This is a genomic window from Pseudomonas sp. Pse79, assembly GCF_024519615.1.
Classification (GTDB): Bacteria; Pseudomonadota; Gammaproteobacteria; order Pseudomonadales; family Pseudomonadaceae; genus Aquipseudomonas; species Aquipseudomonas veronii.
Window position 1 is genome coordinate 84,028 of the sequence record NZ_JALJRR010000010.1, and the last position, 25,395, is coordinate 109,422.

25 protein-coding genes and 1 tRNA gene are annotated in these 25,395 nt (G+C 60.5%); 20 read left to right on the forward strand and 6 right to left on the reverse strand.

What is annotated here, in order from left to right:
• The first annotated feature begins 78 nt into the window (after window positions 1-78).
• The 18 genes from NR164_RS14800 to NR164_RS14885 all read left to right on the forward strand — a co-directional run bounded on the left by NR164_RS14800 (window position 79) and on the right by NR164_RS14885 (window position 13,833).
• Window positions 79-552, forward strand: coding sequence for a Dps family protein (locus tag NR164_RS14800; RefSeq protein ID WP_057004530.1), 474 nt, complete (start codon window positions 79-81; stop codon window positions 550-552).
• Window positions 553-734: 182 nt separating this feature from the next.
• Window positions 735-1,076 carry a ribbon-helix-helix domain-containing protein gene (locus NR164_RS14805; RefSeq protein WP_017847121.1) on the forward strand — a complete coding sequence of 114 codons (342 nt, stop codon included), beginning with the start codon at window positions 735-737 and terminating at the stop codon, window positions 1,074-1,076.
• Window positions 1,077-1,258: 182 nt separating this feature from the next.
• Window positions 1,259-1,480: an FmdB family zinc ribbon protein gene (locus NR164_RS14810; RefSeq protein ID WP_026140049.1), complete on the forward strand. Its 222-nt coding sequence runs from the start codon at window positions 1,259-1,261 to the stop codon at window positions 1,478-1,480.
• A 109-nt stretch (window positions 1,481-1,589) separates the two neighbouring features.
• A complete protein-coding gene (gene aspS / locus NR164_RS14815) occupies window positions 1,590-3,365 on the forward strand; it encodes an aspartate--tRNA ligase (RefSeq protein ID WP_017847123.1) in 1,776 nt (591 codons plus the stop codon).
• Between the two features lie 135 nt (window positions 3,366-3,500).
• A complete protein-coding gene (locus tag NR164_RS14820; RefSeq protein WP_256822900.1) occupies window positions 3,501-4,247 on the forward strand; it encodes a YebC/PmpR family DNA-binding transcriptional regulator in 747 nt (248 codons plus the stop codon).
• Window positions 4,248-4,404: 157 nt separating this feature from the next.
• The gene (ruvC, locus tag NR164_RS14825) at window positions 4,405-4,929 is read left to right on the forward strand and encodes a crossover junction endodeoxyribonuclease RuvC (RefSeq protein ID WP_017847125.1); all 525 of its coding nucleotides are present in this window, start codon (window positions 4,405-4,407) and stop codon (window positions 4,927-4,929) included.
• Window positions 4,930-4,997: 68 nt separating this feature from the next.
• The gene (gene ruvA / locus NR164_RS14830; RefSeq protein WP_017847126.1) at window positions 4,998-5,609 is read left to right on the forward strand and encodes a Holliday junction branch migration protein RuvA; all 612 of its coding nucleotides are present in this window, start codon (window positions 4,998-5,000) and stop codon (window positions 5,607-5,609) included.
• A complete protein-coding gene (ruvB, locus tag NR164_RS14835) occupies window positions 5,610-6,668 on the forward strand; it encodes a Holliday junction branch migration DNA helicase RuvB (RefSeq protein WP_017847127.1) in 1,059 nt (352 codons plus the stop codon).
• 139 nt (window positions 6,669-6,807) lie between these two features.
• Window positions 6,808-7,263, forward strand: a complete 456-nt coding sequence (gene ybgC, locus NR164_RS14840; protein ID WP_046382255.1) for a tol-pal system-associated acyl-CoA thioesterase — start codon at window positions 6,808-6,810, stop codon at window positions 7,261-7,263.
• 1 nt (window position 7,264) lies between these two features.
• The gene (gene tolQ, locus NR164_RS14845; protein WP_017847129.1) at window positions 7,265-7,960 is read left to right on the forward strand and encodes a protein TolQ; all 696 of its coding nucleotides are present in this window, start codon (window positions 7,265-7,267) and stop codon (window positions 7,958-7,960) included.
• 23 nt (window positions 7,961-7,983) lie between these two features.
• Complete coding sequence (gene tolR, locus NR164_RS14850) at window positions 7,984-8,436, forward strand: protein TolR (RefSeq protein WP_160384999.1); 453 nt, start codon at window positions 7,984-7,986, stop codon at window positions 8,434-8,436.
• Window positions 8,436-9,509 carry a cell envelope integrity protein TolA gene (tolA, locus tag NR164_RS14855; RefSeq protein ID WP_017847130.1) on the forward strand — a complete coding sequence of 358 codons (1,074 nt, stop codon included), beginning with the start codon at window positions 8,436-8,438 and terminating at the stop codon, window positions 9,507-9,509. Before tolR ends, tolA begins: the two co-directional genes overlap by 1 nt.
• Before the next feature lie 17 nt (window positions 9,510-9,526).
• Window positions 9,527-10,807, forward strand: a complete 1,281-nt coding sequence (tolB, locus tag NR164_RS14860; protein WP_046382256.1) for a Tol-Pal system beta propeller repeat protein TolB — start codon at window positions 9,527-9,529, stop codon at window positions 10,805-10,807.
• A gap of 52 nt (window positions 10,808-10,859) precedes the next feature.
• Window positions 10,860-11,360: a peptidoglycan-associated lipoprotein Pal gene (gene pal, locus NR164_RS14865; RefSeq protein WP_003209827.1), complete on the forward strand. Its 501-nt coding sequence runs from the start codon at window positions 10,860-10,862 to the stop codon at window positions 11,358-11,360.
• 6 nt (window positions 11,361-11,366) lie between these two features.
• A complete protein-coding gene (ybgF, locus tag NR164_RS14870) occupies window positions 11,367-12,191 on the forward strand; it encodes a tol-pal system protein YbgF (protein ID WP_046490075.1) in 825 nt (274 codons plus the stop codon).
• A gap of 164 nt (window positions 12,192-12,355) precedes the next feature.
• Window positions 12,356-13,003, forward strand: a complete 648-nt coding sequence (queE, locus tag NR164_RS14875) for a 7-carboxy-7-deazaguanine synthase QueE (RefSeq protein ID WP_017847133.1) — start codon at window positions 12,356-12,358, stop codon at window positions 13,001-13,003.
• 16 nt (window positions 13,004-13,019) lie between these two features.
• Window positions 13,020-13,694: a 7-cyano-7-deazaguanine synthase QueC gene (queC, locus tag NR164_RS14880; RefSeq protein WP_162231531.1), complete on the forward strand. Its 675-nt coding sequence runs from the start codon at window positions 13,020-13,022 to the stop codon at window positions 13,692-13,694.
• A gap of 63 nt (window positions 13,695-13,757) precedes the next feature.
• A tRNA-Lys gene (locus NR164_RS14885) sits at window positions 13,758-13,833 on the forward strand.
• Window positions 13,834-13,994: 161 nt separating this feature from the next.
• Here the strand turns inward: NR164_RS14885 and NR164_RS14890 are convergent.
• The gene (locus NR164_RS14890; protein WP_256822901.1) at window positions 13,995-15,995 is read right to left on the reverse strand and encodes a PAS domain-containing sensor histidine kinase; all 2,001 of its coding nucleotides are present in this window, start codon (window positions 15,993-15,995) and stop codon (window positions 13,995-13,997) included.
• A gap of 488 nt (window positions 15,996-16,483) precedes the next feature.
• Here NR164_RS14890 and NR164_RS14895 point away from each other — a divergent pair, with 488 nt between their 5' ends.
• Together NR164_RS14895 and nadA are read left to right on the forward strand one after the other, a co-directional pair.
• Window positions 16,484-17,287, forward strand: a complete 804-nt coding sequence (locus NR164_RS14895; protein WP_256822923.1) for a hypothetical protein — start codon at window positions 16,484-16,486, stop codon at window positions 17,285-17,287.
• Between the two features lie 231 nt (window positions 17,288-17,518).
• Window positions 17,519-18,577: a quinolinate synthase NadA gene (nadA, locus tag NR164_RS14900; protein WP_017847137.1), complete on the forward strand. Its 1,059-nt coding sequence runs from the start codon at window positions 17,519-17,521 to the stop codon at window positions 18,575-18,577.
• A 63-nt stretch (window positions 18,578-18,640) separates the two neighbouring features.
• Here nadA and NR164_RS14905 read toward each other — a convergent pair whose 3' ends face one another.
• The 5 genes from NR164_RS14905 to gcvP form a co-directional block, all read right to left on the reverse strand.
• Window positions 18,641-19,129 (reverse strand): RDD family protein, encoded by a 489-nt coding sequence (locus tag NR164_RS14905; protein WP_256822902.1) that lies wholly within the window; start codon window positions 19,127-19,129, stop codon window positions 18,641-18,643.
• A 105-nt stretch (window positions 19,130-19,234) separates the two neighbouring features.
• Complete coding sequence (locus NR164_RS14910) at window positions 19,235-19,450, reverse strand: cold-shock protein (protein WP_017847139.1); 216 nt, start codon at window positions 19,448-19,450, stop codon at window positions 19,235-19,237.
• A 389-nt stretch (window positions 19,451-19,839) separates the two neighbouring features.
• Window positions 19,840-20,964, reverse strand: coding sequence for a glycine cleavage system aminomethyltransferase GcvT (gene gcvT / locus NR164_RS14915; RefSeq protein WP_017847140.1), 1,125 nt, complete (start codon window positions 20,962-20,964; stop codon window positions 19,840-19,842).
• Window positions 20,965-21,003: 39 nt separating this feature from the next.
• Window positions 21,004-22,380 (reverse strand): L-serine ammonia-lyase, encoded by a 1,377-nt coding sequence (locus tag NR164_RS14920; RefSeq protein ID WP_256822903.1) that lies wholly within the window; start codon window positions 22,378-22,380, stop codon window positions 21,004-21,006.
• A 165-nt stretch (window positions 22,381-22,545) separates the two neighbouring features.
• Window positions 22,546-25,386 (reverse strand): aminomethyl-transferring glycine dehydrogenase, encoded by a 2,841-nt coding sequence (gene gcvP / locus NR164_RS14925; protein WP_256822904.1) that lies wholly within the window; start codon window positions 25,384-25,386, stop codon window positions 22,546-22,548.
• Between the last annotated feature and the right edge of the window lie 9 nt (window positions 25,387-25,395).

A 25,395-nucleotide genomic window follows, 5' to 3' on the forward strand; every position in this document is an offset into this window, starting at 1 on the left:
GGCTGCACACAGTGGGTACTCTTGCTAGAGTGATCCGGCACCTGATCAATGAATGCTGTTCAATTGAAGGGGATAAACATGGCAATCGATATCGGTATCAGTGAAGAAGATCGCAAATCCATCGTCGACGGGCTTTCGCGCCTGCTTTCCGATACCTATGTACTGTACCTGAAGACCCACAATTTCCACTGGAACGTCACGGGCCCCATGTTCCGCACGCTGCACTTGATGTTCGAAGAGCAGTACAACGAGCTGGCGCTGGCGGTGGACCTGATTGCCGAGCGTATTCGTGCCCTGGGCTTCCCGGCGCCGGGTGCCTATTCGATCTATGCGCGTCTTTCTTCGATCAAGGAAGAAGAGGGCGTGCCCAGCGCTGAAGAGATGATCAAGCAACTGGTGGCGGGCCAGGAGGCGGTTACGCGTACCGCGCGCGGTATTTTTCCGCTGCTCGATAAGGTCAGCGACGAACCGACGGCCGACCTGTTGACCCAGCGTATGCAAGTTCACGAAAAAACTGCGTGGATGCTGCGTTCCCTACTCGAAAACAAGTAAACACCGACCTCGGGCGGCGCCGCCCTGGCGCCGCTCGCTTGTTTCTCCGTGCTTCCTGGCGTTGTCCTACGACTATCAACTCCCCGTCTTCTGGCTGCCCCCCGTCGTCCTGCTGTTTGATAGGCCCACTGTCCAATGGGAGAAGCCCATGGACTGCTGTTTGGCAATGGAGTGTCAGGTGTATGTCGCGTGGAGTGGGTAGTAGAGTGATGGAGACCTGTGGTTTTCATAAGATAAACGTCGACCCCTTTGTCAAAGGGTTCGATATGGGGCTGGCGCGGCCGTTGTCCCGATCGGTAAGGCTCAATGGGTTTTCCACTTGCCTGCGGCTGGAACAGATCTACTGGAATATCCTCACGGAAATAGCCAGGCTCAATGCCTGTTCAGTCAGTGCGCTGTTGTCTTATGTCGATCGGGAAGTGCATTTGCGCTATGGCGGCGTGAAGAACTTCAGCGGGCTGGTCAGGGTGGTCTGCGTGGTTCACGTATTGAAAGGCCGCGCTTGCCTGTCCAATCCCGAGTAATCCGGGGGTTCCGGGGCTGGCCCGGCGTTCAGGCGGGCCGGGCCTCGGGCAGAAAGCCGGCTGCGCTGCCTCGATTTACCAGATATAATCCCGCGCTTTGCCGCTGCAGGCGCTTTCTGCGCAGTGGCCTCTATCCGGAGGCCGGCGCGGCACAGTAACGATCTGATCGCCGAGACATCTCCATGCCCATGTACGACTATCAATGCGCTTCCTGTGGTCATCAGTTGGAAGCCATCCAGAAGATCAGCGACGCGCCGCTGGTCGATTGCCCAGCTTGCAAGGCGCCTGAGCTTAAAAAGATGTTGTCCATGCCGGGCTTCCGCCTGAGCGGCAGCGGCTGGTACGAGACCGACTTCAAGACCGGCTCGAAGAAGAATCTGGCGGGCGGCGACAAAGCAGACTGAGTTGAACTCTACGCGCAGGCTCCTGCATTATCCGTCCCCTGACTTATGTACGGTGACTGAGGCCAAGCCTGCCACCGAATTTCGAATTACGAGAAGTGAAACCACTACCATGATGCGCAGCCATTATTGCGGCCAACTGAACGAGACCCTGGAAGGTCAGGAAATCACCCTTTGCGGATGGGTTCACCGTCGCCGCGACCACGGCGGGGTGATCTTCCTCGATATCCGTGATCGTGATGGTCTGGCCCAGGTGGTGTTCGACCCGGACCGCGCCGAGAGCTTCGCCGCCGCCGACCGCGTGCGCAGCGAATACGTAGTGAAGATCACCGGCAAGGTGCGCCTGCGTCCGGCCGGTGCGGTGAACCCGAACATGGCGTCCGGCGCGATCGAAGTGCTGGGCTACGAGCTGGAAGTGCTGAACGAGTCGGAAACCCCGCCGTTCCCACTGAACGAATATTCCGATGTTGGCGAAGAAACCCGCCTGCGTTATCGCTTCCTGGACCTGCGTCGCCCGGAAATGGCCGAGAAGCTGCGTCTGCGCTCGCGCATGACCACCAGCATCCGTCGCTTCCTCGATGAAAACGGCTTCCTCGACGTTGAAACGCCGATCCTCACCCGTGCCACCCCGGAAGGCGCGCGTGACTATCTGGTGCCGAGCCGTACCCACGCCGGCAGTTTCTTCGCCCTGCCGCAATCGCCGCAGCTGTTCAAGCAACTGCTGATGGTGGCCGGCTTCGACCGTTACTACCAGATCGCCAAGTGCTTCCGTGACGAAGACCTGCGCGCCGATCGCCAGCCTGAATTCACCCAGATCGACATCGAGACCAGCTTCCTCGATGAAAAAGAGATCATGGGTATCACCGAACAAATGATCCGCAACCTGTTCAAGGAAGTGCTGGACCTGGAATTCGGCGAATTCCCGCACATGACCTTCGAAGAAGCCATGCGCCGCTACGGTTCCGACAAGCCTGACCTGCGTATCCCGCTGGAACTGGTGGACGTGGCCGACCAACTCAAGGACGTCGACTTCAAGGTGTTCAGCGGCCCGGCCAACGACCCGAAATGCCGCATCGCCGCCCTGCGCGTGCCTGGCGGCGCGAGCATGCCGCGCAAGCAGATCGACGACTACACCAAGTTCGTCGGCATCTACGGTGCCAAGGGCCTGGCGTACATCAAGGTCAACGAGCGTGCCAAGGGCGTTGATGGCCTGCAGTCGCCGATCGTGAAAAACATCCCGGAAGCCAATCTCAATGTGATCCTCGATCGCGTGGGCGCAGTCGACGGTGACATCGTGTTCTTCGGCGCCGACAAGGCCAAGATCGTCAGCGAAGCCCTGGGCGCGCTGCGGATCAAGCTGGGCCACGACCTGAACCTGCTGACCTGCAAGTGGGCACCGATGTGGGTCGTCGACTTCCCGATGTTCGAAGAGAACGACGACGGCAGCTTCAGCGCCTTGCACCACCCGTTCACCGCGCCGAAGTGCTCGCCGGAAGAGCTCGAAGCCAACCCGGCGGGCGCTCTGTCCCGGGCCTACGACATGGTCTTGAACGGCACTGAGCTGGGTGGCGGTTCGATCCGTATCCACCGCAAGGAAATGCAGCAAGCGGTATTCCGTCTGCTGGGCATCAACGAAGCCGAACAGGAAGAGAAATTCGGCTTCCTGCTCGACGCCCTGAAGTACGGCGCACCGCCTCACGGTGGCCTGGCCTTTGGCCTGGACCGTCTGGTGATGCTGATGACCGGCGCCCAGTCGATCCGTGAAGTGATCGCCTTCCCGAAAACCCAGAGCGCTGCGGACGTCATGACCCAGGCGCCAGGTGTCGTGGATGCCAAGGCACTGCGCGAGCTGCATATCCGCCTGCGCGAGGCGCCAAAGGCTGAGTAAGGCCGCTGCGTGAAAGCGCGATAAGGTTTTACGCAGTCAAAAAGGCGCATCTTCGGATGCGCCTTTGCGTTACAAGGGTTGTATCCCGCCTGGGGCGGGGTTGATAAGGTTTCTAGAGAATTTCGGAGTTGTGTTATGGCTGGCCATTCCAAGTGGGCGAACATCAAGCACCGCAAAGAGCGTCAGGATGCCAAGAAAGGCAAGATCTTCACCAAGTGGATTCGCGAACTGACCGTCGCCGCCCGCCAAGGCGGCGGTGACCCAGGCTCCAACCCGCGTTTGCGCCTGGCGCTGGACAAGGCCCTCGGCGCCAACATGAGTCGCGACATCATCGACCGCGCCGTGGCCCGTGGCGCCGGTGCGGCCGATACCGACGACATGGTCGAGCTGACCTACGAAGGCTACGGCCCGGGCGGCGTGGCGGTGATGGTCGAGTGCATGACCGATAACCGCAACCGTACCGCCGCGGCGGTGCGTCATGCGTTCAGCAAGTGCGGTGGCAACCTCGGTACGGACGGCTCGGTGGTCTACCTGTTCGAGCGCAAGGGCCAAATTTCCTTCGCGCCGGGCGTGGATGAAGACGCGTTGATGGAAGCCGCGATGGACGCGGATGCCGACGACGTGGTGACCAATGAAGACGGCTCGATCGATGTGTTCACCTCGTTCGCCGGGTTCTATGCGGTGCGTAACGCGCTGGAAACCGCTGGTTTCAAAGGCACCGACGCAGAAATCGTGATGCTGCCGACCACCAGCGCCGAACTGGACCTGGACGGCGCGCAGAAAGTGCTGAAGATGCTGGATATGCTCGAGGACCTGGATGACGTGCAGAACGTCTACTCGAATGCTGACATTCCAGAGTCGGTCGCCGAGCAGCTAGGCTGACGGACGATGTGGATCTAAATGTGAGAGGGGGCTTGCTCCCGATGGCGGTGTGTCAGTCATTTATGAATCGACTGAACCACCGTAATCGGGAGCAAGCCCCCTCCCACATTGGATTTTACCTGTATCAAAAATTGTGTTTACCCGACCTGCAGGCGTTATGACTTTAATTCTAGGTATCGACCCCGGTTCGCGCATCACCGGTTTTGGTGTGGTGCAACACACCCCGCGCGGCTGCGTGTATGTCGCCTCGGGCTGCATCCGCACCGGCGCGGGCGAGTTGGCCGAGCGCCTGCAGATCGTCTATCGCGGCGTGCGTGAAGTGATCCAGACCTACAAGCCGGTGACCATGGGGATCGAAAAGGTGTTCATGGCCAAAAACGCCGACTCGGCTCTCAAGCTCGGCCAGGCCCGTGGCGCCGCCATCGTCGCCGGTGCCGAGGAGGCCATGGAAATCGCCGAGTACACCGCCACCCAGGTCAAGCAGGCCGTGGTCGGCACCGGCGCGGCCAATAAAGAACAGGTGCAGATGATGGTCATGCACATGCTCAAACTCACCTCCAAGCCGCAGATCGACGCCTCCGACGCCCTGGCCATCGCCATTTGCCACGCGCATACCCGTTCCAGCCTGCTGCCTCACGGCCTGGGGGCGGCACGTAGTCGTGGCGGGCGGCTGCGTCTCTGATAGCATCGGCGCAATCGTTATTTGCGGTCAGACCTCGATCTGACCCCCAAGCTTTAAGGATCTGAACCGTGATTGGACGCTTGCGCGGCACCCTGGCGGAGAAACAGCCGCCGCACCTGATTCTGGATGTCAACGGGCTGGGGTATGAGCTGGAAGTGCCCATGACCACCCTGTATCGCCTTCCGTCGGTTGGCGAGCCATTGACCCTGCATACTCACCTTGTGGTGCGCGAAGATGCGCAACTGCTCTATGGCTTCATTGGCAAGCGTGACCGGGACTTCTTCCGCGAATTGATTCGCCTCAATGGCGTAGGGCCGAAACTGGCCCTGGCGCTGATGTCGAGCCTGGAAGTGGATGAACTGGTACGCGCGGTGTCGGCCCAGGACACCTCGGCGCTGACCAAGGTGCCGGGGGTCGGCAAGAAAACCGCCGAACGCCTGCTGGTGGAGCTCAAGGACCGTTTCAAAGCCTGGGAAGTCGTGCCGAGCATGTTCGCCCTGGTGCCGAACCAGCCGAACCAGCCAGCGGCCCAGGTGGCCAGTGCTGAAAGCGATGCGGTCAGCGCGCTGATTTCCCTGGGCTACAAGCCGCAGGAAGCCAGCAAAGCGGTGTCGGCCATCAAGGACAAGAACCTGAGCAGCGAAGACATGATCCGCCGAGCCCTGAAGGGAATGATTTAAGTGATTGAAGCTGATCGTCTGATCGCGGCCACCGGCCCCCGTGACCGTGAAGAAGTCCAGGACCGCGCCATCCGCCCCCTGAGCCTGGCCGACTACATCGGCCAGCCCACCGTGCGCGAGCAGATGGAGTTGTTCATCCAGGCTGCGCGTGGGCGCAGTGAATCCCTGGACCACACCTTGATCTTCGGCCCGCCGGGGTTGGGTAAAACCACCCTGGCCAACATCATCGCCCAGGAAATGGGGGTGTCGATCAAGTCCACCTCCGGCCCGGTGCTGGAGCGTCCGGGCGACCTCGCGGCGCTGCTGACCAACCTCGAACCGCACGACGTGCTGTTCATCGACGAAATCCACCGCCTGTCGCCCATCGTCGAGGAAGTGCTGTACCCGGCGATGGAAGACTTCCAGCTCGACATCATGATCGGTGAAGGCCCCGCGGCCCGCTCGATCAAGCTCGACCTGCCGCCGTTCACCCTGGTGGGCGCGACCACGCGCGCGGGCATGCTGACCAACCCGTTGCGAGACCGTTTTGGCATCGTCCAACGTCTAGAGTTCTATAGCACCGCGGACCTGGCGACCATCGTCAGCCGTTCGGCCGGCATTCTCGGCTTGCCCCTGGACCCCGAAGGCGCGTTTGAAATCGCCCGGCGGGCGCGGGGCACGCCTCGGATCGCCAACCGCTTGCTGCGACGCGTGCGCGATTTTGCCGAAGTGCGGGCCAAGGGCCATATCACCAAGGCCGTGGCCGACCTGGCGTTGAACCTGCTGGACGTGGATGAACACGGCTTCGATCACCAGGATCGACGGCTACTGTTGACCATGATCGAGAAATTCGACGGTGGCCCGGTGGGCGTGGACAGCCTGGCAGCGGCCATCAGTGAAGAGCGCCATACCATTGAGGACGTGCTGGAGCCGTACCTGATCCAGCAGGGCTACATCATGCGTACACCAAGGGGCCGGGTGGTTACCCGCCATGCCTATTTGCACTTTGGGCTAAACATTCCGTCACGATTGGGCGAGATGCCCGTGCTAGACGAATTCCTCGATGCAGTGGACGATTAAAAAGGTCACTCGGGTCGATTTATTCAAGGTTTGTGCTGTCCTAGTGGCTGGCGTCGTCATTCAGTCGTTAGAAATGTTTCATAGAATGAAAAAACAGTTGCCCAGCCGGATTGGCAACCTGAGGAGTAAGCACTAGAGTATGCGCGCGCAAAACGGGGATCAGTCGTTCGCACATCGCTGTCGCGTTTATTACGAGGACACCGATGCTGGCGGCATCGTGTATTACGTCAATTACCTCAAGTTCATGGAGCGGGCTCGAACCGAGCGGCTACGGGAGCTGGGCTTTGCCCAATCCCAGCTGGCAGGGGAGGACCTGTTGTTTGTCGTGCATTCCAGCGAGGCGCGTTATTACGCGCCGGCGCGATTGGACGATGAGCTGCTGGTCAGCGCTGAAGTAATCGAATTGAACCGTGTCAGCCTGCGCTTTAAACAGCAGGTCAGGCGGGCTGCGGATGCAACGCTGCTCTGTGAGGGGCAGTTCCTGGTGGCGTGTGTGCGCCCCAATAGTTTGAAACCTCGGGCCATTCCCGAAACTCTACGTGCGGCCTTTGCCGCCGTGAGCGGCGCGGGTAAACAATCAAAGCAGGAGATTTAGCGTGGAACCTACCGTCGTCGACCATTCCTCCATGTGGAGCCTGGTCAGTAATGCCAGTGTTGTGGTTCAACTGGTGATGCTGATCCTGTTAGCCGCATCGGTTACATCCTGGGTCATGATTTTTCAGCGCAGCAACCTGCTGCGTGCCGGTCGACGTGCCCTGGAGAGCTTCGAAGAGCGCTTCTGGTCGGGTATCGACCTGTCCAAACTGTATCGCCAGGCCGGTAGCAACCCTGACCCGGATTCGGGCGTCGAGCAGATCTTCCGTGCCGGCTTCAAGGAGTTCTCGCGCCTGCGCCAGCAGCCGGGCGTCGATCCGGAAGCGGTCATGGAAGGCGTGGCCCGTGCCATGCGCGTGGCCATCTCCCGCGAAGAAGAGAAGCTGGAGCAGAGCCTGCCGTTCCTCGCCACCGTGGGTTCCGTCAGCCCGTACATCGGTCTGTTCGGTACCGTGTGGGGGATCATGAACTCCTTCCGCGGCCTGGCCCAGGCCCAGCAAGCGACCCTGGCCACCGTGGCCCCGGGTATCGCCGAAGCCCTGGTCGCCACCGCGATCGGCCTGTTCGCTGCGATCCCGGCGGTTATCGCCTACAACCGCTTCGCCGCGCGCGGTGAGACCCTGATCAGCCGTTACTACACCTTCGCCGACGAATTCCAGGCGATCCTGCACCGTAAAGTGCACACCAGCGAAGAATAAGCAGGTACTCCCCGATGGCTTTAATCACTCGAGCACGAACCAAGCGCAAGCCGGTCGCCGAGATGAACGTAGTGCCTTACATCGACGTGATGCTGGTGCTGCTGGTGATCTTCATGGTGACCGCGCCGATGCTCAACCAGGGTGTGAAGGTTGATCTGCCCAAGGTTTCCAGCGAAGCCTTGCCCCAGGACAACAACACCCAGGTGCTGACGATTTCGATCAAGGCTGACAAGACCTACTACTGGAACCTTGGCAGCGAAGTCGATACGCAGAAACAACAGGACAAGGCCCTGACCTTGCCGGCGATGACCGATGCGGTGACCAAGATCATTCGCTCCGGCAACGAAGGCGGCAAGCACACCCAGGTGTTCATCCGCGGCGACAAGTCGGTCGACTACGGTTCCGTCATGGGCGCCATGGGCGGGCTGCAGAAGGCCGGCGTCGGTAACGTTGGCTTGATTACCGAGGCGCCCTGATGCACCAACAGCGAGAGCCGTCCGCCTCGGAAAGCTACTTCTGGCCTAGCGTCTGGGCAATTGCCCTGCACGTCCTGGTGTTTGGCATGCTGTTCGTCAGCTTTGCCATGACCCCGGACCTGCCGCCAGCCAAGCCGATCGTGCAGGCGACCCTGTATCAGCTGAAATCGAAAAGTCAGGCCACTACCCAGACCAATCAGAAGATTGCGGGTGAGGCCCAGAAGTCGGCTGCGCGCCAGACTGAAGTCGAGCAGATGGAACAGAAGAAGGTCGAGCAGGAAGCAGTGAAGGCTGCTGCGGAACAAAAGAAAGAAGAGGCGGCTCAAAAGGCCGAGGAATCGAAAAAGGCTGACGAAGCGAAGAAGGCTGACGAGGCGAAAAAGGCTGATGAAGCCAAGAAAGCCGAGAAAGCTGCCGAAGCTAAAAAAGCCGAAGAGAAACAATTGGCTGATATAGCCAAGAAGAAATCTGAAGAAGAAGCCAAGAAAGCTGCCGAAGAAGAGGCCAAGAAAAAGGCCGCTGAAGACGCCAAGAAAAAGATAGTCGAAGACGCGAAGAAGAAAGCCGCCGAAGACGCCAAGAAAAAAGCTGAAGCAGACGAGGCGAAGAAGAAAATCGCCGACGACGCGAAGAAGAAAGCTGCCGCCGATGCCACCAAGAAAAAGGCCCAGGAAGCAGCGCGTAAATCCGCCGAAGAGAAAAAGGCCCAGGCCTTGGCAGATTTGCTCTCCGACACGCCGCAGCGTCAGCAAGCCTTGGCCGATGAACGTGGCGATGAAGTCGCGGGCAGTTTCGACGACCTGATTCGGGCGCGGGCAGCAGAAGGCTGGACACGTCCGCCTTCGGCACGCAAAGGCATGACAGTAGTGCTGCAGATCGGCATGTTGCCGGACGGTACGGTGACTTCGGTCAGCGTGGCCAAGTCCAGTGGTGACGGTTCGTTCGACAGTTCGGCGGTCGCGGCGGTCAAGAATATTGGCCGGTTGACCGAGATGCAGGGAATGAAACCAAGCGACTTCGCTCCCTATCGTTCATTCAAGATGACATTCACACCTGAGGATTTAGCCTTGTGAGAAACCTTCTTCGAGGAATGCTTGTCGTTATTTGCTGTATGGCAGGGATAGCGGCGGCGGATGAAAAGAACATCCTGGTCACCAGCGGTAGCGATCGGGCCACCCCGATCGCCGTTGTACCGTTCGGCTGGCAGGGCGGCAGCGTGTTGCCGGACGACATGGCCCAGATCGTCAGCGACGACCTGCGCAACTCCGGTTACTACGCGCCGATTCCCAAAGGCAACATGATCAGCCAGCCGACCCAGGCCAGCGAAGTCATCTTCCGCGACTGGAAAGCCGTGGGCGCCCAGTACCTGATGGTCGGCAGCATCGTGCCGGCCGGCGGTCGCCTGCAGATCCAGTACGCCTTGTTCAACGTGGCGACCGAGCAGCAGGTCTTGACCGGCAGCGTATCGGGCACCGCCGAACAACTGCGCGACATGGCCCACTACATCTCGGACCAGTCGTTTGAAAAGCTCACCGGTATCAAAGGGGCTTTCTCGACACGTCTGCTGTATGTAACGGCCGAGCGTTTCTCCGTAGACAACACGCGCTACACGCTGCAGCGTTCCGACTATGACGGCGCGCGCGCTGTGACCTTGCTGCAATCGCGTGAGCCAATCCTGTCGCCGCGCTTCGCGCCGGACGGCAAGCGCATTGCCTACGTGTCCTTCGAGCAGAAGCGTCCGCGCATCTTCGTCCAGCACATCGATACTGGCCGTCGTGAGCAGATCACCAACTTCGAAGGCCTCAACGGTGCGCCAGCCTGGTCGCCGGATGGTTCGCGCCTGGCTTTCGTGCTGTCCAAGGACGGCAACCCGGATATCTACGTGATGAACATGGCTTCGCGCCAGATCAGCCGCGTGACCAGCGGTCCTGGTATCAACACCGAACCGTTCTGGGGTAAAGATGGTTCGACCATCTATTTCACCTCCGACCGTGGCGGCAAGCCTCAAATTTATAAAACGAGCGTGGGTGGCGGTGGCGCGGAACGCGTGACCTTTATTGGTAACTACAACGCCAACCCTAAGCTTTCGGCTGATGAAAAGACGTTGGTGATGATTCACCGTCAGGATGGTTTCACTAATTTCCGGGTTGCGGCCCAGGATTTGCAGCGCGGAACCGTAAAAATCCTTACAGATACCAACCTAGATGAGTCAGCCACTGTTGCGCCCAACGGCACCATGGTAATCTACGCCACCCGCCAGCAGGGCCGGGGAGTCTTGATGCTCGTGTCCATTAATGGACGCGTAAGGCTCCCGCTTCCTACCGCACAAGGCGAAGTCAGAGAACCATCCTGGTCCCCTTACCTGAACTGACGCGGCGCTACATGATTTGCTTAACACACTGGGGTTCATTAGGAGTTTCACGATGGAAATGCTGAAGTTTGGTAAGTTTGCTGCTCTGGCTCTGGCTCTGTCCGTAGCCGTTGGTTGCTCGTCTAAAGGCGGCGACAATGCCGGTGAAGGCGCAGCTGTTGATCCAAACGCTGGTTATGGCGCCAACACTGGTGCAGTTGACGGCTCCCTGAGCGAAGAAGCTGCTCTGCGCGCAATCACCACTTTCTACTTCGAATACGACAGTTCGGACCTGAAACCAGAAGCCATGCGCGCTCTGGACGTTCACGCGAAGGACCTGAAAGCTAACGGCGCTCGCGTTGTTCTGGAAGGTAACACCGACGAACGTGGTACTCGCGAGTACAACATGGCACTGGGCGAGCGTCGTGCGAAAGCCGTTCAGCGCTATCTGGTACTGCAAGGTGTTGCTCCAGGCCAACTGGAACTGGTTTCCTACGGTAAAGAGCGTCCAGTTGCTACTGGCCACGACGAGCAGTCCTGGGCTCAAAACCGTCGCGTCGAACTGCGTAAGTAATTCGTCATGCGAACGTGCCGTCGTGCTCTAACTGTATTGGCTCTCAGCCTCGCGCCGCTTGCGGTGTGGGCTGCGGTTCCTGTGGAAGATAGCAACTCAGGCTATAACAATAGCGGGAGCAGTTATCCGCCAGCAGGTTATGGCACGAACGGCGCCTATGCTGGGGGGGCGGCTACGTCCGCTCCCTCGGCACAGGGCGAACTGTTCAACCAGTTGCAACGCATGCAGGATCAATTGTCGCAGCAACAAGGCGCCATTGAAGTTCTGCAGAATCAAGTGAACCAGCTGAAGCAAGAAGGCCTGGAGCGATACCAGGATCTTGATCGACGCATAGGAGCCGGCGTTACACCTGCCGCTACTCCTGATAATTCTTCTGCCGGTGGCGCGCCAAGTGCCGCCGCCGGTGGTGCAGCAGCCGGGGCCGCAGCCCCTGCCGCCAGCAGCGAACCGGGTGATCCGGCGAAGGAAAAACTGTATTACGATGCAGCCTTCGACCTGATCAAGGCCAAGGATTTCGACAAGGCCAGCAAGGCCTTCACCGCATTCCTCGGTCGTTACCCAAACAGTCAGTACGCGGGCAACGCCCAGTACTGGCTGGGTGAGGTAAACCTGGCAAAGGGTGATCTGCAGGGGGCGGGCCAGGCATTTGCCAAGGTCAGCCAGCTGTACCCCAAGCACGCCAAAGTGCCGGATTCGCTGTACAAACTCGCTGACGTAGAACGCCGCCTGGGTCACACCGACAAGGTCAAAGGCATTCTGCAGCAGGTCGTTGCCCAGTATCCGGGGACTTCCGCTGCCCAGTTGGCTCAACGCGACCTGCAGCGCTTGTAAGCGATGCTGTCCGTTTAGAAGAAACCCGCGCCTGGCGCGGGTTTTTTCGTTAGAATCCACGCCCTTTTATGAAACACGCTTCCTGGGGTTTACGCGTTGGCGGAATTCCTTGAAGTGCCTGACGGAGGCGGACAGCCTGTTTAGCTGTTACGCCCGTGGCGACTATGCAAGACACATTACGCATCACCGAAGTTTTTTACTCGTTACAGGGTGAAACGCGAACGGCCGGCCTGCCCACAGTATTTGTGCGCCTGACCGGTTGCCCTCTGCGTTGCCAGTACTGTGACAGCGCCTACGCCTTCAGTGGCGGCACCGTGCGAACCCTTGAAGACATCCTTGAACAGGTTGCCGGTTACCGGCCGCGCTACGTCTGCGTGACCGGCGGTGAGCCGCTGGCGCAACCCAACGCCATCCCTTTGCTCAAGCAGCTGTGTGACGCCGGTTACGAGGTGTCCCTGGAAACCAGCGGCGCCCTGGATATTTCCGCGGTGGACCCGCGTGTAAGCCGAGTGGTCGATCTCAAGACCCCTGGCTCCAAAGAGGCGCATCGCAACCTCTACGAGAACCTGGACCTGCTGACGGCCAACGACCAAGTCAAGTTCGTGATCTGTTCCCGCGACGATTACGACTGGGCGAGCTCCAAGCTGATCCAGTACGGCCTGGACCGCCGCGCGGGCGAGGTGCTGTTCTCTCCAAGCCATCACGACCTGAACGCACGCGACCTGGCCGACTGGGTGGTGGCTGATAACCTACCGGTCCGTCTGCAACTGCAACTGCATAAATACCTTTGGAACGACGAGCCAGGACGCTGAAATGACTGAGCAACCGATTGATCAAAAACGTGCGGTAATCCTGCTGTCCGGCGGCCTCGACTCCGCCACGGTGGTGGCCATGGCGCAGGCTGAAGGCTACACCTGCTACACCATGAGCTTCGACTACGGCCAGCGCCATCGCGCCGAGCTGAACGCCGCTGCCCGCGTCGCCCGCGACATGGGTGTGGCCGAGCACAAGGTCATTGGCCTGAATCTCAACGGCATCGGCGGCTCGGCGCTCACCGACAGCAGCATCGACGTGCCGGAAGCACCCAGCGAAGGCATCCCGATCACCTACGTCCCGGCGCGCAACACCGTGTTCCTGTCCCTGGCCCTTGGCTGGGCGGAAGTGCTGAATGCCCGCGATATCTTCATCGGCGTCAACGCAGTGGATTATTCCGGCTACCCGGACTGCCGCCCAGAGTTCATCGAGTCGTTCGAACGCATGGCCAACCTGGCGACCAAGGCCGGGGTAGAGGGGCAGGGCTTCCGTATCCTGGCGCCGCTGCAAAACCTCAGCAAGGCCGATATCGTGAAGGCTGGCGTAGGGCTTGGCGTCGATTATTCGCTGACTGTTTCCTGCTATCAGGCAGACGATGACGGCCGTGCTTGTGGGAAATGCGACAGCTGCCGACTGCGTGCAGAAGGCTTCAAAATGGCCGGAATTACGGACCCAACGCGTTATTTTTGATTTATTTAAAATAAGGTGTTGAATAATCCTTAGAAATCAGTATTATACGCGCCACAACACAGCGGGTCGTTAGCTCAGTTGGTAGAGCAGTTGGCTTTTAACCAATTGGTCGTAGGTTCGAATCCCACACGACCCACCATTTTTGGCGGTTTAGAAAATCCGGAAGGCCCACGCAAGTGAGGATTTCCGGGTTTTTTTTTGCCTTGTGAAAAGCCCGTGTAAGCTGCCAAGTCCCACCACATGCAACCCGCCTTCCGATGCTGAAAGGCGACAGCGTGCTGATCCTAAAGTCGCGTCGACCTACTCCACCCCCATCAAGCCGCCCAGACGGCCCTTGACGACCTTTTGCAGGAGCAAGGCCAGCGTCTCGGTGGCATAGGGTTTCTGCAGCAGTACAAAACGCTTGGCTTCTTCTTGGGCAATGCGCGCGTATTCGTCGTTGTAGCCGGTGGTGAGCACCACCGGCAGCCATGGATAGAGCGCCTCGATCGCGTCGAGCAGTTCCAGGCCGCTCATGCCGGGCATGGAGATGTCGGAGAACACCACCTGGAAACTTTCCGGGTTGGGGGCCAGGGCTTCCAGTGCGCTCTTGGCGTCCGGCACCCACAACACGTGAAAGCCCATCTGTTCCAGGGTCTGCGAGGTGTAGAGGCCAACGTCAGCATTGTCCTCGACCATCAGCACGCACAAGTTCGAGACGATCGGTACGCGATGGTTGTCCTGGGCGGTCGGGATCGTGCTGGCCTCGACCTTGGGCAGGTACAACGTAAACTGGCTGCCTTTGCCGCGTTCGCTCTGCACCAGAATCTCCCCGCCCGACTGTTTGGCAAAGCCGAACACTTGCGACAAGCCCAGCCCGGTGCCTTGGCCGATGCCTTTGGTGGTGTAGAAGGGTTCGAAGATGGCGTCGAGTTTTTCCGGCGCAATGCCTGATCCGGTGTCGCTCAATGCGATGGTCACGTAGTCGGCGACCCGCCCCGGGTGGGCGCGCACCGACGGCAGCCAGGCGGCTGTCGCGACCTGGATGGTCAAGTGGCCATTGCCGGCCATGGCATCCCGCGCATTGACCACCATGTTCACCAGCGCGGTATCGAACTGGCTTTCATCGGCGTTTATAAAGCAGGGCTCATCCGGCACTTCGATGGTGACCTTGATCCGCGAGCCAGTCAGGCTGTCCATCATCTCGCCCACCCGCAACACGCTGTCGCCGACATTGAATACTTCCGGGCGCAGGGCCTGGCGGCGGGCGAAGGTCAGCAGTTGCGCGGTCAGGCGGGCGGCGCGGTCGACGGTGCTGGCGATGGCATCGATGTATTTGATGCGCCGCACTTCGCTCAGGGATGGGGTCTTGAGTAGGTCGGCGCAGGATTTGATTACCGTCAGCAGGTTATTGAAGTCGTGTGCGACGCCGCCGGTAAGTTGGCCAATGGTTTCCAGTTTCTGGGATTGGCGCAAGGCATCTTCCGACAGGCGCAGGGCGTCCTTGGCTTCTTCTTCGGCCTGGATATCCCGGCCCACCGCATGGATGTAGTCGCTGTCGGGTACGGCGGTCCAGGCGATCATGCGATAGCTGCCATCCTGGTGGCGGTAACGGTTCTTGAAGTTGGGGAAGTTCTTGCCGTCTCCCAGGCGGCTGACTGCCGATGCGGAGTCGGCCAAGTCGTCCGGGTGAACCAGGGCCAGCAACTGGCTGCCCACCAAGTCGTGTTCGGCGTGGCCGAGCATGCGAGTCCAGGCTGGGTTGACGGCGGAGATCACGCCGTCGAGTTGGGCCACCAGCATCAGGTCCGGGGACAGGCGCCAGATGCGGTCGCGGTCGCGGGTGCGTTCCACCACCCGCTGTTCCAGGGACTCGTTGAGCTTGCGCAGTGCTTCTTCGGCTTCACGCAGGGCCGTGATGTCGCGGGATACGCAGAGGATCTGTTCCGGCCGGCCGTTACTGCCCAGGATCGGGCTCACCTGTACATGCCACCACTTCAGGTTACCGGCCAGGGTCTGGGCCGGGCCGATAAAGCTGGCGCTTTCGCCGTTTCTGGCGGCCTGTACGGCGTCCTTGGCGTCTAGGTTGCCTTGATCCTGCCAGAAATCGGGCCAGGAGCAGCCACGGATGGTGTTGAAGTCACTGACCTCCATGATGTTTTGGCCGCCTTCGCTCATGAACGTGAGGCGGGCATCGAGATCGAGTACTTGGATGCAATCGTTGATGCTGGCCAGTACGCGCTCGGTGAACGCTTCGTTTTGGCTCAGGCCGGAGGTGGCCAGCTCGCTGACCTCAGAGCCCATCCCGACGGTGCTATTCATTTGAGTTTGGCCGAGCGGGTTAAATGGCCTTCATCATGTCATTAAGATACCTCCCCCCACCAGCGACTTCCTTACGCACTGCACTGCTTTTGCTGTGGGAAGGCATTGGATAATGCCGGCACGTTCTGTACATATTCCTACGAGCGATCGCGCGGTATGTGTGGCGTTGACTTACAGCTCCTGAGTCTGCGTGATGCGGCAAAGAGGCGGTTTTTTTTGATGTGGCTCTTTGCCACTTATTTCGGCTTTAATGCTGTCAATACGCGGCGTATCTTGGCTAGATTGGAGGCTAAGCTTTCAAGACATGGACTGTCATGACTACGCTAACTCCGATCATCGCTAGCAATCCCCTCATTGTTCGCGCTGTAGCCACACCGCTCGCCATTTCGGCGAACACTGTCGATGTCTCGCCGGTGCGACCTGCGTCGGTGGTCAGCCTCGGTAATCCGGCTGCCGATGTCGTTGATATCTACTCCCGAGACGGGCAGATGCCGGGTCGGGAAAGTGTGCGAGCCTGGGAAAATAACAGCCAGGACGCAGTCAGCAAGATCATCAACACCCGCTTTAACTCGACCTCCACGGCCAGTCGCTACAGCGGCTTGGGGGCAGCATTGGTGGCGCAGTTCGCCAAAGGCGGCGGCGCGGACATTTCACAGTCGGTGCTCAACACCACGGCCGACCGGGCCGTGGAAGCCTTGAGCAACAATCCGAGCGATAAAGGCTTGCTGACCGGTCTGGCGGACTTCAAGGCTTCCATCAAGCAGGCCGTAGACAGCTCCAACCCGATGCGCCCTTCAGAGGTCGACAGCTTTTCTTACAATGTGTCGAAAAAAAACCAGGTTAATGGTCGCAGCAGCGCGGATCGCAGCGTCACCCAGAACCAGCAATCGGTGCTTTCGGCGAGCTTCCACAGAGGCCTTGATGGTGGGAAACCGCCGGTGTTTGATGGCAGTCGCGAATCGCAGAATTACCTGTATGTGCACGTACAGGACAGGGCCAGCAGCACCGCGAGCTTTGCCTATAAAGACAGCCAATTGCCCCGTGCTTCCGTCACACAGTCGGCTTCCCAGAATACCCACACGCAGAAGTATGTGATGGCCAACCTGGTAGAAGACACCGTGGTGCCGAAGGAAGGCTCATCCAAGCGTGACTACTTGGCGCTGCTCGAACACGCGGGCAGGGAAAGCAAAAAATCCAAGGATGCGCTGGAGCAGTCGACGTTGAAGGATGCATTGGCGAAGATGCATGACTCAGTCCTGTTGCAGGATGATCCGGATGTGCTGATGCGCTGAGGGTCAACGCGCGAAGCCCCAGTGATGCGCCTTCGCGTTTTTTTTGCCCGACAGATGCGTCGCGCCATGCCAGATTAGGCTTTTGAATCCATTCGATATTCTGTAGCCTTGCGCAGCTTCACCTTAACCCGTGCTTGATGACATCATCACTTCGTCCGGCGGCGCCTGAAGGGCTCCAGAGCCGGTGGTACACTCGACTTTCGCGCAACGGCGCCTGCAGGTCTTGCGAACATGACGCAAATTTCCGAACGCCTTCTGGTTCAAGCCCACCTCGACGCCAAGCAGCCCAAGGCCCTCAGTGCCGAGGAAGAAGCTAGCCTGCGTACCGCCATCGCCGCCGAGCTCAAAGCTCAGGACGCGGTGCTGGTCGCCCACTTCTATTGCGACCCGGTGATTCAGGCCCTGGCCGAAGAAACCGGCGGCTGTGTCTCCGACTCCCTTGAAATGGCACGCTTCGGCGCTGCTCACCCGGCCAAGACCGTACTGGTCGCCGGTGTGCGTTTCATGGGCGAGACGGCCAAAATCCTTACCCCCGAAAAACGCATCCTGATGCCGACCCTGGAAGCCACGTGCTCCCTCGACCTGGGCTGTCCGGTGGAGGAGTTTTCCGCGTTCTGCGATCAACACCCCGAACGCACGGTGGTGGTGTATGCCAACACCTCGGCGGCGGTCAAGGCGCGGGCGGACTGGGTGGTGACTTCCAGCTGCGCGCTGGAAATCGTCGAAAGCCTGATGGACAACGGCGAGACCATTATCTGGGGGCCGGACAAGCACCTGGGTACTTACATTCAGCGCCAGACCGGTGCCGACATGCTGCTGTGGGACGGTGCGTGCATCGTCCACGAAGAGTTCAAGTCCAAGCAGCTGGAAGACATGAAGGCGCTGTACCCGGACGCGGCGATCCTGGTCCACCCGGAATCCCCGACCTCGGTGATCGAACTGGCGGATGCAGTGGGTTCCACCAGCCAACTGATTGCCGCCGCTCAGCGTTTACCGAACAAAACGTTCATTGTCGCCACCGACCGCGGCATTTTCTACAAGATGCAGCAGCTGTGCCCGGACAAGGTCTTCGTCGAAGCGCCTACCGCCGGCAACGGCGCGGCGTGCCGCAGTTGCGCGCACTGCCCGTGGATGGCGATGAATACGCTGGAGCGCACGCTGCAGTGCCTGCGTGAGGGCAGCAACGAGATCTTCGTCGAGCCTTCGGTGATCCCGCAGGCGGTGCGCCCGCTCAAGCGCATGTTGGACTTCACCCAGGCCGCGCGCCTGAAGCTGGCCGGCAACGCCTGACCCGGTCGAACATGTGGGAGGGGGCAAGCCCCCTCCCACATTTTGATCCGCACCAGCAGGGCGTTATTTTTTCCGCTTCGGAACCTGCACCAACTGCGTGTCAGAATAAATGTCGTGCCAGCTGCGTTTCTGCTTGTCGAACAGTGACCAGATAAACCCCAGCCCCACGCACAACCACGATGCAATCGACACCACAAAGCGCAACAGCGCCTGCCACAGGCTGATCCGCGAGCCGTCGGCGTTCTGTACGCGCACGCCCCACACCTGCATGCCCAGGGTCTGCCCGGAATGGGTCCAGAACTTGGCGAAGAAGCCAAACAGCACGAAGAACAGAATCGTCGACAGCAGCGGGTCGCCGTCCAGCGCGCCGGATTCGGTGAGGGTACGCATTTTGGCTTCGCCCACGAATGCGATCCACACCAGCTTGTAGAGAAAGGCCGTGACAATCAGTAGCGCCGTGCAGAGGAGGAAGTCATAGAACATCGCTGCCAGACGACGGCCCAGGCCAACGGCGGGGGATTCGCCTTGGGGGCTCAGCAGGGGTTTGGACATGGCCGGCTCTCTGAAGAAAAAAAGCATTTTACGGCGCAATGCCCTTACCGCGCCCATAAAAAAGCCCCTGATGTCACCATCAGGGGCTTTTTGTCGCAGGAGGGATCAGCCTTCGGCGATCACTTCGTCAGCCTGCATGCCTTTCTGGCCTTGCACGGCGACGAAAGACACTTTCTGGCCTTCTTTCAGGCTCTTGAAGCCGTTGCCCTGAATAGCGCGGAAATGCACGAACAGATCCGGACCGCTTTCTGGAGTGATAAAACCAAACCCTTTCTCGTCGTTAAACCACTTGACGGTACCGCTCTGACGTTTATCCGACATTTTCTTATTTCCTTGACGCTAAAAATGAATGACAGCCCCTTTCGCATGAAAGAGTACTGGGCTGGGTTGCAGGAAAGTAAGAGACGTCGAACGGGTTGTAGCAAACTTTGGCTACTGCCCAGGTCCAGGTTCCAAGCGACCCATGCAAACACAGTGAGCAAACTCTACGTCAACTAATGGAGAAAAAACAAGCCCTGCGCAAAGCCCAGGTTTTGCTCGGCTTTGTGGCACTTGGGGGAACAATGGGCGGACGACTTATTCGATAGAAATGGTCACTTGTTATAGGTTGACCCCTATAACAATGACTATCGTCAATGCACTGTTTTATGGCGGTTGCGTTACAGATTAGTGCGCGTTAACGCAACCGCGTTACTTATAGAAACAATCAATCAGCCGCGGTAGTACCGTTGCGGCACAAATGGCATTTTACTTACACGAAGTGGCACCTTTTTCCCACGCACCAGTGCAGAAACTTCGGTATCCAACGCAGTGAACGCGCTGTCCAGGTAGGCCATCGCCAACGGGCCGCCGAGGCTCGGGCCAAAGCCGCCGCTGCAGACGCTGCCGACCACGGTGCCGTGTTCGTCGACGATTTCCGCACCTTCACGCACGGGTGTGCGCTCCTGAGTCAGCAGGCCGACACGTTTGCGGCTCACACCGGCTTGCTGCTGGGTAAAGATCCGGTCGGCGCCGGGAAAGCCACCGGCACGAGCGCCGTCGGCGCGACGGGCCTTGGAGATCGCCCAGAGCAGGCTGGCTTCGATCGGGGTGGTGTCGGTGTTCATGTCGTGGCCATACAGGCACAGGCCGGCTTCCAGGCGCAGCGAGTCGCGGGCGCCCAGGCCGATGGCCTGGACTTCGGTCTCGGCCAGCAGGCTGCGGGCCAGGCTTTCGGCGTGGGCGGCGGGCACCGAGATTTCAAAGCCGTCTTCACCGGTGTAGCCGGAGCGGCTGACATAGCAGTCCACGCCCAGCAGGCGCAGGGACGTGAATTGCATGAAGGTCATCTTGGTCACTTCAGGGGCCAGGCGTGCCAGCACTTTTACCGCTGCCGGGCCTTGCAGGGCGAGCAGGGCGCGTTCTTCGAACAGCGGCTCGATGCTGCACTGGTCGCCAATCCTGGCGCGCAGGTGCGCCAGGTCCTGGTCCTTGCAGGCCGCGTTGACCACCAGGAACAGCTCGTCGTTCCCCAGGTTGGCCACCATCAGGTCGTCGAGAATACCGCCCTGCTCGTTGGTGAACATGGCATAGCGCTGCATGCCTACGGGCAGGTCGATGATATCCACCGGCACCAGGGTTTCCAGGGCCTTGGCGGCATTGGCGCCGGTCAGGCGGATCTGGCCCATGTGAGACACGTCGAACAGCCCGGCCTGATCACGGGTGTGCAGGTGTTCTTTCATCACGCCCAATGGGTATTGCACCGGCATGTCGTAGCCGGCGAAGGGCACCATGCGCGCGCCGAGTTCGATGTGCAGCGCGTGCAACGGGGTTTTCAACAGGGTTTCGGTGGACATATTCAGCTCCTGAAAAACGTGCGGACGCGCTTCTAAGCGTCAGCACTCGATAATGTTGACCGCCAAACCGCCACGGGCGGTTTCCTTGTATTTGCTTTTCATGTCGGCGCCGGTCTGGCGCATGGTGCGGATGACCTTGTCGAGGGACACAAAATGCTGCCCATCGCCGCGCAAGGCCATACGCACTGCGTTGATGGCTTTGACCGAGCCCATGGCATTGCGCTCGATGCAGGGCACTTGCACCAGGCCGCCGATCGGGTCGCACGTCAGGCCGAGGTTGTGTTCCATGCCGATCTCGGCGGCGTTTTCGACCTGGGACGCGCTGCCGCCCAACACTTCGCACAGCGCTCCGGCGGCCATCGAGCAGGCCACGCCGACTTCACCCTGGCAGCCAACCTCGGCACCGGAGATCGACGCGTTTTCCTTGTACAGAATCCCGATCGCGGCGGCGGTGAGCAGAAAGCGCACTACGCCGTCTTCACTCGCGCCGGGGATAAAGCGCATGTAGTAATGCAGCACCGCCGGCACAATCCCGGCCGCACCGTTGGTAGGCGCGGTGACCACGCGCCCGCCGTTGGCGTTTTCTTCGTTGACCGCCAGCGCGTACAGGTTGACCCAATCGAGTACCGACAACGGGTCGCGCAGGGCCGACTCCGGGTTCTTGCACAGCTGGCGATGCAGGGCGGCGGCACGACGCTTGACCTTCAAGCCTCCCGGCAAGATCCCTTCATTGCGACAGCCAGCGTCCACACAGTCCTGCATCACCTGCCAGATCTTCAGCAGGCCGTTGCGGGTTTCGGCTTCGGGGCGCCAGGCACTTTCATTGGTCAGCATCACCTGGCTGATGGACAGCCCGTAGGTGGCGCAATGACCGAGCAAGTCCTTGGCGCTCTTGAACGGGAAGGTCAGCGGCGTGGCGTCTTCGACGATCCGGTCGGCGCCGGCAGCGTCTTCATCTACCACAAAGCCACCGCCCACCGAGTAGTACTCGCGGCTGCGGATCTGGATGCCGGCGGCGTCGAAGGCACGGAAGATCATGCCGTTGGGGTGATAGGCGAGGGGTTTGCGAATCATCGCCAGGTGTTCTTTCTCGTTGAACACAATGCTGTGTTCGCCGAGCAGGTTCAAACGGCCGGCGCTGCGCATCTGTGCCAGGCGCGTGGCGACGGTTTCTGTGTTCACGGTGTCCGGGTGTTCGCCTTCCAGGCCGAGCAACACGGCCTTGTCGCTGCCGTGGCCTTTGCCGGTGGCACCGAGTGAGCCGTAGAGTTCCACCTTGACGCAGGTGGTGGCGCTCAGCAGGTCGTCACGGCGCAAGCCCTCGACAAAGCGCGCGGCGGCGCGCATCGGGCCGACGGTGTGGGAGCTGGAGGGGCCGATGCCAATCTTGAACAGGTCGAACACGCTTAACGACATGAGTTGTTCTCCAGGTTCTTATTATTCTTGAGGTCATACGCGGTCAAGTGTGGGAGGGGCGGTGCGACGATTCGACTTGCCCCCGATGAGGGGGTGTCAGTCACCAGATTTATCAACTGACACTCTGCCATCGGGAGCAAGCCCCCTCCCACATTCTTGACCAGGTTATGCGTAGCTCTCGATCGAAGGGCAGGCGCACACGAGGTTGCGATCGCCGAACACGTTGTCGACCCGGCCGACCGGCGGCCAGTACTTGCCGTCGATCAACGACGCCAGCGGGTACACCGCTTGTTCACGGCTGTAAGGGTGGCTCCATTCGCCCACCAGTTCCGCCGCGGTGTGCGGGGCGTTTTTCAGCGGGTTGTCGTCCTTGTCCAAGGTGCCGTTTTCCACCGCGCGGATTTCTTCGCGGATGGCGATCATCGCGTCGCAGAAGCGGTCCAGTTCTTCCCTGGATTCACTTTCGGTCGGCTCGATCATTAAGGTGCCGGCCACCGGGAACGACATGGTCGGCGCGTGGAAGCCGAAGTCGATCAGGCGCTTGGCCACGTCATCCACGCTGATGCCGCTGCTGTCTTTCAACGGGCGCAAGTCCAGGATGCATTCATGCGCCACCAGGCCGTTGCTGCCGGTGTAGAGCACTGGGTAGTGCTCTTCCAGGCGACGGGAAATGTAGTTGGCGTTCAGGATCGCCAGCTGCGAAGCGCGCTTGAGGCCCGCGCCGCCCATCATGCTGATGTACATCCAGGTGATCGGCAGGATGCTCGCGCTGCCGAACGGCGCCGCGCACACCGCGCCTTCCTTGCGTGCCATGGCCGCGTGGCCGGGCAGGAATGGGGCCAGGTGGGATTTGACGCCGATCGGGCCAACGCCCGGGCCGCCGCCGCCGTGGGGGATGCAGAAGGTCTTGTGCAGGTTCAGGTGCGAGACGTCGCCGCCGAACTTGCCCGGCGCGCACAGGCCGACCATGGCGTTCATGTTGGCGCCGTCGATGTACACCTGGCCGCCGTTGTCGTGAATGATCCCGCAGATCTCGCGGATACCTTCTTCGAACACGCCGTGGGTCGACGGGTAGGTGATCATCAGCGCGGCGAGGTGGTCGCGGTGCTCGATGGCTTTGGCGCGCAGGTCTTCGATGTCGACGTTGCCGCGCGCGTCGCAAGAGGTCACCACCACGCGCATGCCGGCCATGTGGGCGGTGGCCGGGTTGGTGCCGTGGGCCGACGACGGGATCAGGCAGATGTCGCGGTGCTGATCGCCACGGCTCTGGTGATAGGCGCGAATCGCCAACAAGCCCGCGTATTCGCCCTGGGAACCGGCGTTCGGTTGCAGCGAGATGGCGTCGTAGCCGGTGGCCGCGCAGAGCATGGCTTCCAGGTCGGAGGTCAATTGCAGGTAGCCGGCGCTTTGTTCGGCCGGGGCGAACGGGTGCAGGGCACCGAATTCGGCCCAGGTCACCGGGATCATTTCGCTGGCGGCGTTGAGCTTCATGGTGCAGGAGCCCAGCGGGATCATGGTGCGGTCCAGCGCCAGGTCCTTGTCGGCCAGCTTGCGCAGGTAGCGCATCAGCTCGGTTTCCGAGTGATAACGGTTGAACACCGGATGGGTCAGGATCGGCGACTGACGCAGCAGCGCGGCCGGCAGGTTACCTTCGACCTTGGCGGCGAAGTCCGGCAGGGCTTTACCGTCGGCAAACAGTGCCCACAAGGTTTCGATATCGGCCTGGGTGGTGGTTTCGTCGACCGACAGGCCGAGACGTTCGGCGTCGACCACACGCAGGTTGATGCGCTGGGCGCGGGCCTGGTCGTGCAGGGCGGCGGTGCGGGCGCCGGTGTTGAGGGTCAGCGTGTCGAAGAAGTGTTCTTGTTCGACTTTCAGGCCCAGGGCGCGCAGGCCGTTGGCCAGGATCGCGGTCAACTGGTGAATGCGCTGGGCGATCTGGGTCAGGCCTTTGGGGCCGTGGTACACGGCGTACATGCTGGCGATGTTGGCGAGCAGGACCTGGGCGGTGCAGATGTTGCTGGTGGCTTTCTCGCGGCGGATATGTTGCTCGCGGGTCTGCATGGCCAGGCGCAAGGCCGGCTTGCCGAAGCGGTCGACCGAAACACCGACCAGGCGGCCCGGCATGTCGCGCTTGAACGCATCCCTGGTGGAGAAGTACGCCGCGTGCGGGCCGCCGAAGCCCAGCGGGACGCCGAAGCGTTGCGCGCTGCCGATGGCCACATCGGCGCCGAACTCACCCGGTGGGGTCAGCACGGTCAGGGCCAGCAGGTCGGCGGCCACGGCCACCAGGGCGTTGGCGGCGTGGAAGCGTTCGGTCAGCTCGCGATAGTCGAACACGTCGCCGTTGCTGGCCGGGTATTGCAGCAGGGCACCGAAGAACGGGCTGACATCACTCAGTTCGCGTTCATCGCCCACCACCACGTCGATGCCCAGCGGCTCGGCACGGGTGCGCAGCACGTCGAGGGTCTGCGGGTGGCTGTGGATCGAGGCGAAGAAGGCAGTGCTGGCCTTGTTCTTGCTCAGGCGCTTGCAGAAGGTCATGGCTTCGGCGGCGGCGGTGGCTTCGTCGAGCAGCGAAGCGTTGGCGATCGGCAGGCCGGTGAGGTCGCTGATCAGGGTCTGGAAATTCAGCAGCGCTTCCAGGCGGCCCTGGGAAATTTCCGGTTGGTACGGGGTGTAGGCGGTGTACCAGGCCGGGTTTTCGAGGAGGTTGCGCAGGATCGGCGACGGCGTGTGGCAGTTGTAGTAGCCCTGGCCGATGTAGGTCTTGAACAGTTGGTTCTGGCTGGCGATGGCTTTGATCCTGGCCAGGGCCTCGGCTTCACTCAAGCCATCTTCCAGGCCGAGCACGCTGGTGCCCTTGATGCTTTCCGGGATCACACTGGCGCTCAGGGCTTCCAGGGAGTCGAAGCCCAGGCTGGCGAGCATCTGCTGCTCATCTTCCTGGCGCGGCCCGATGTGGCGGGCGATGAATTCGTTGGCGGTGCTCAAGTTGATCGTCATGGCGCGCTC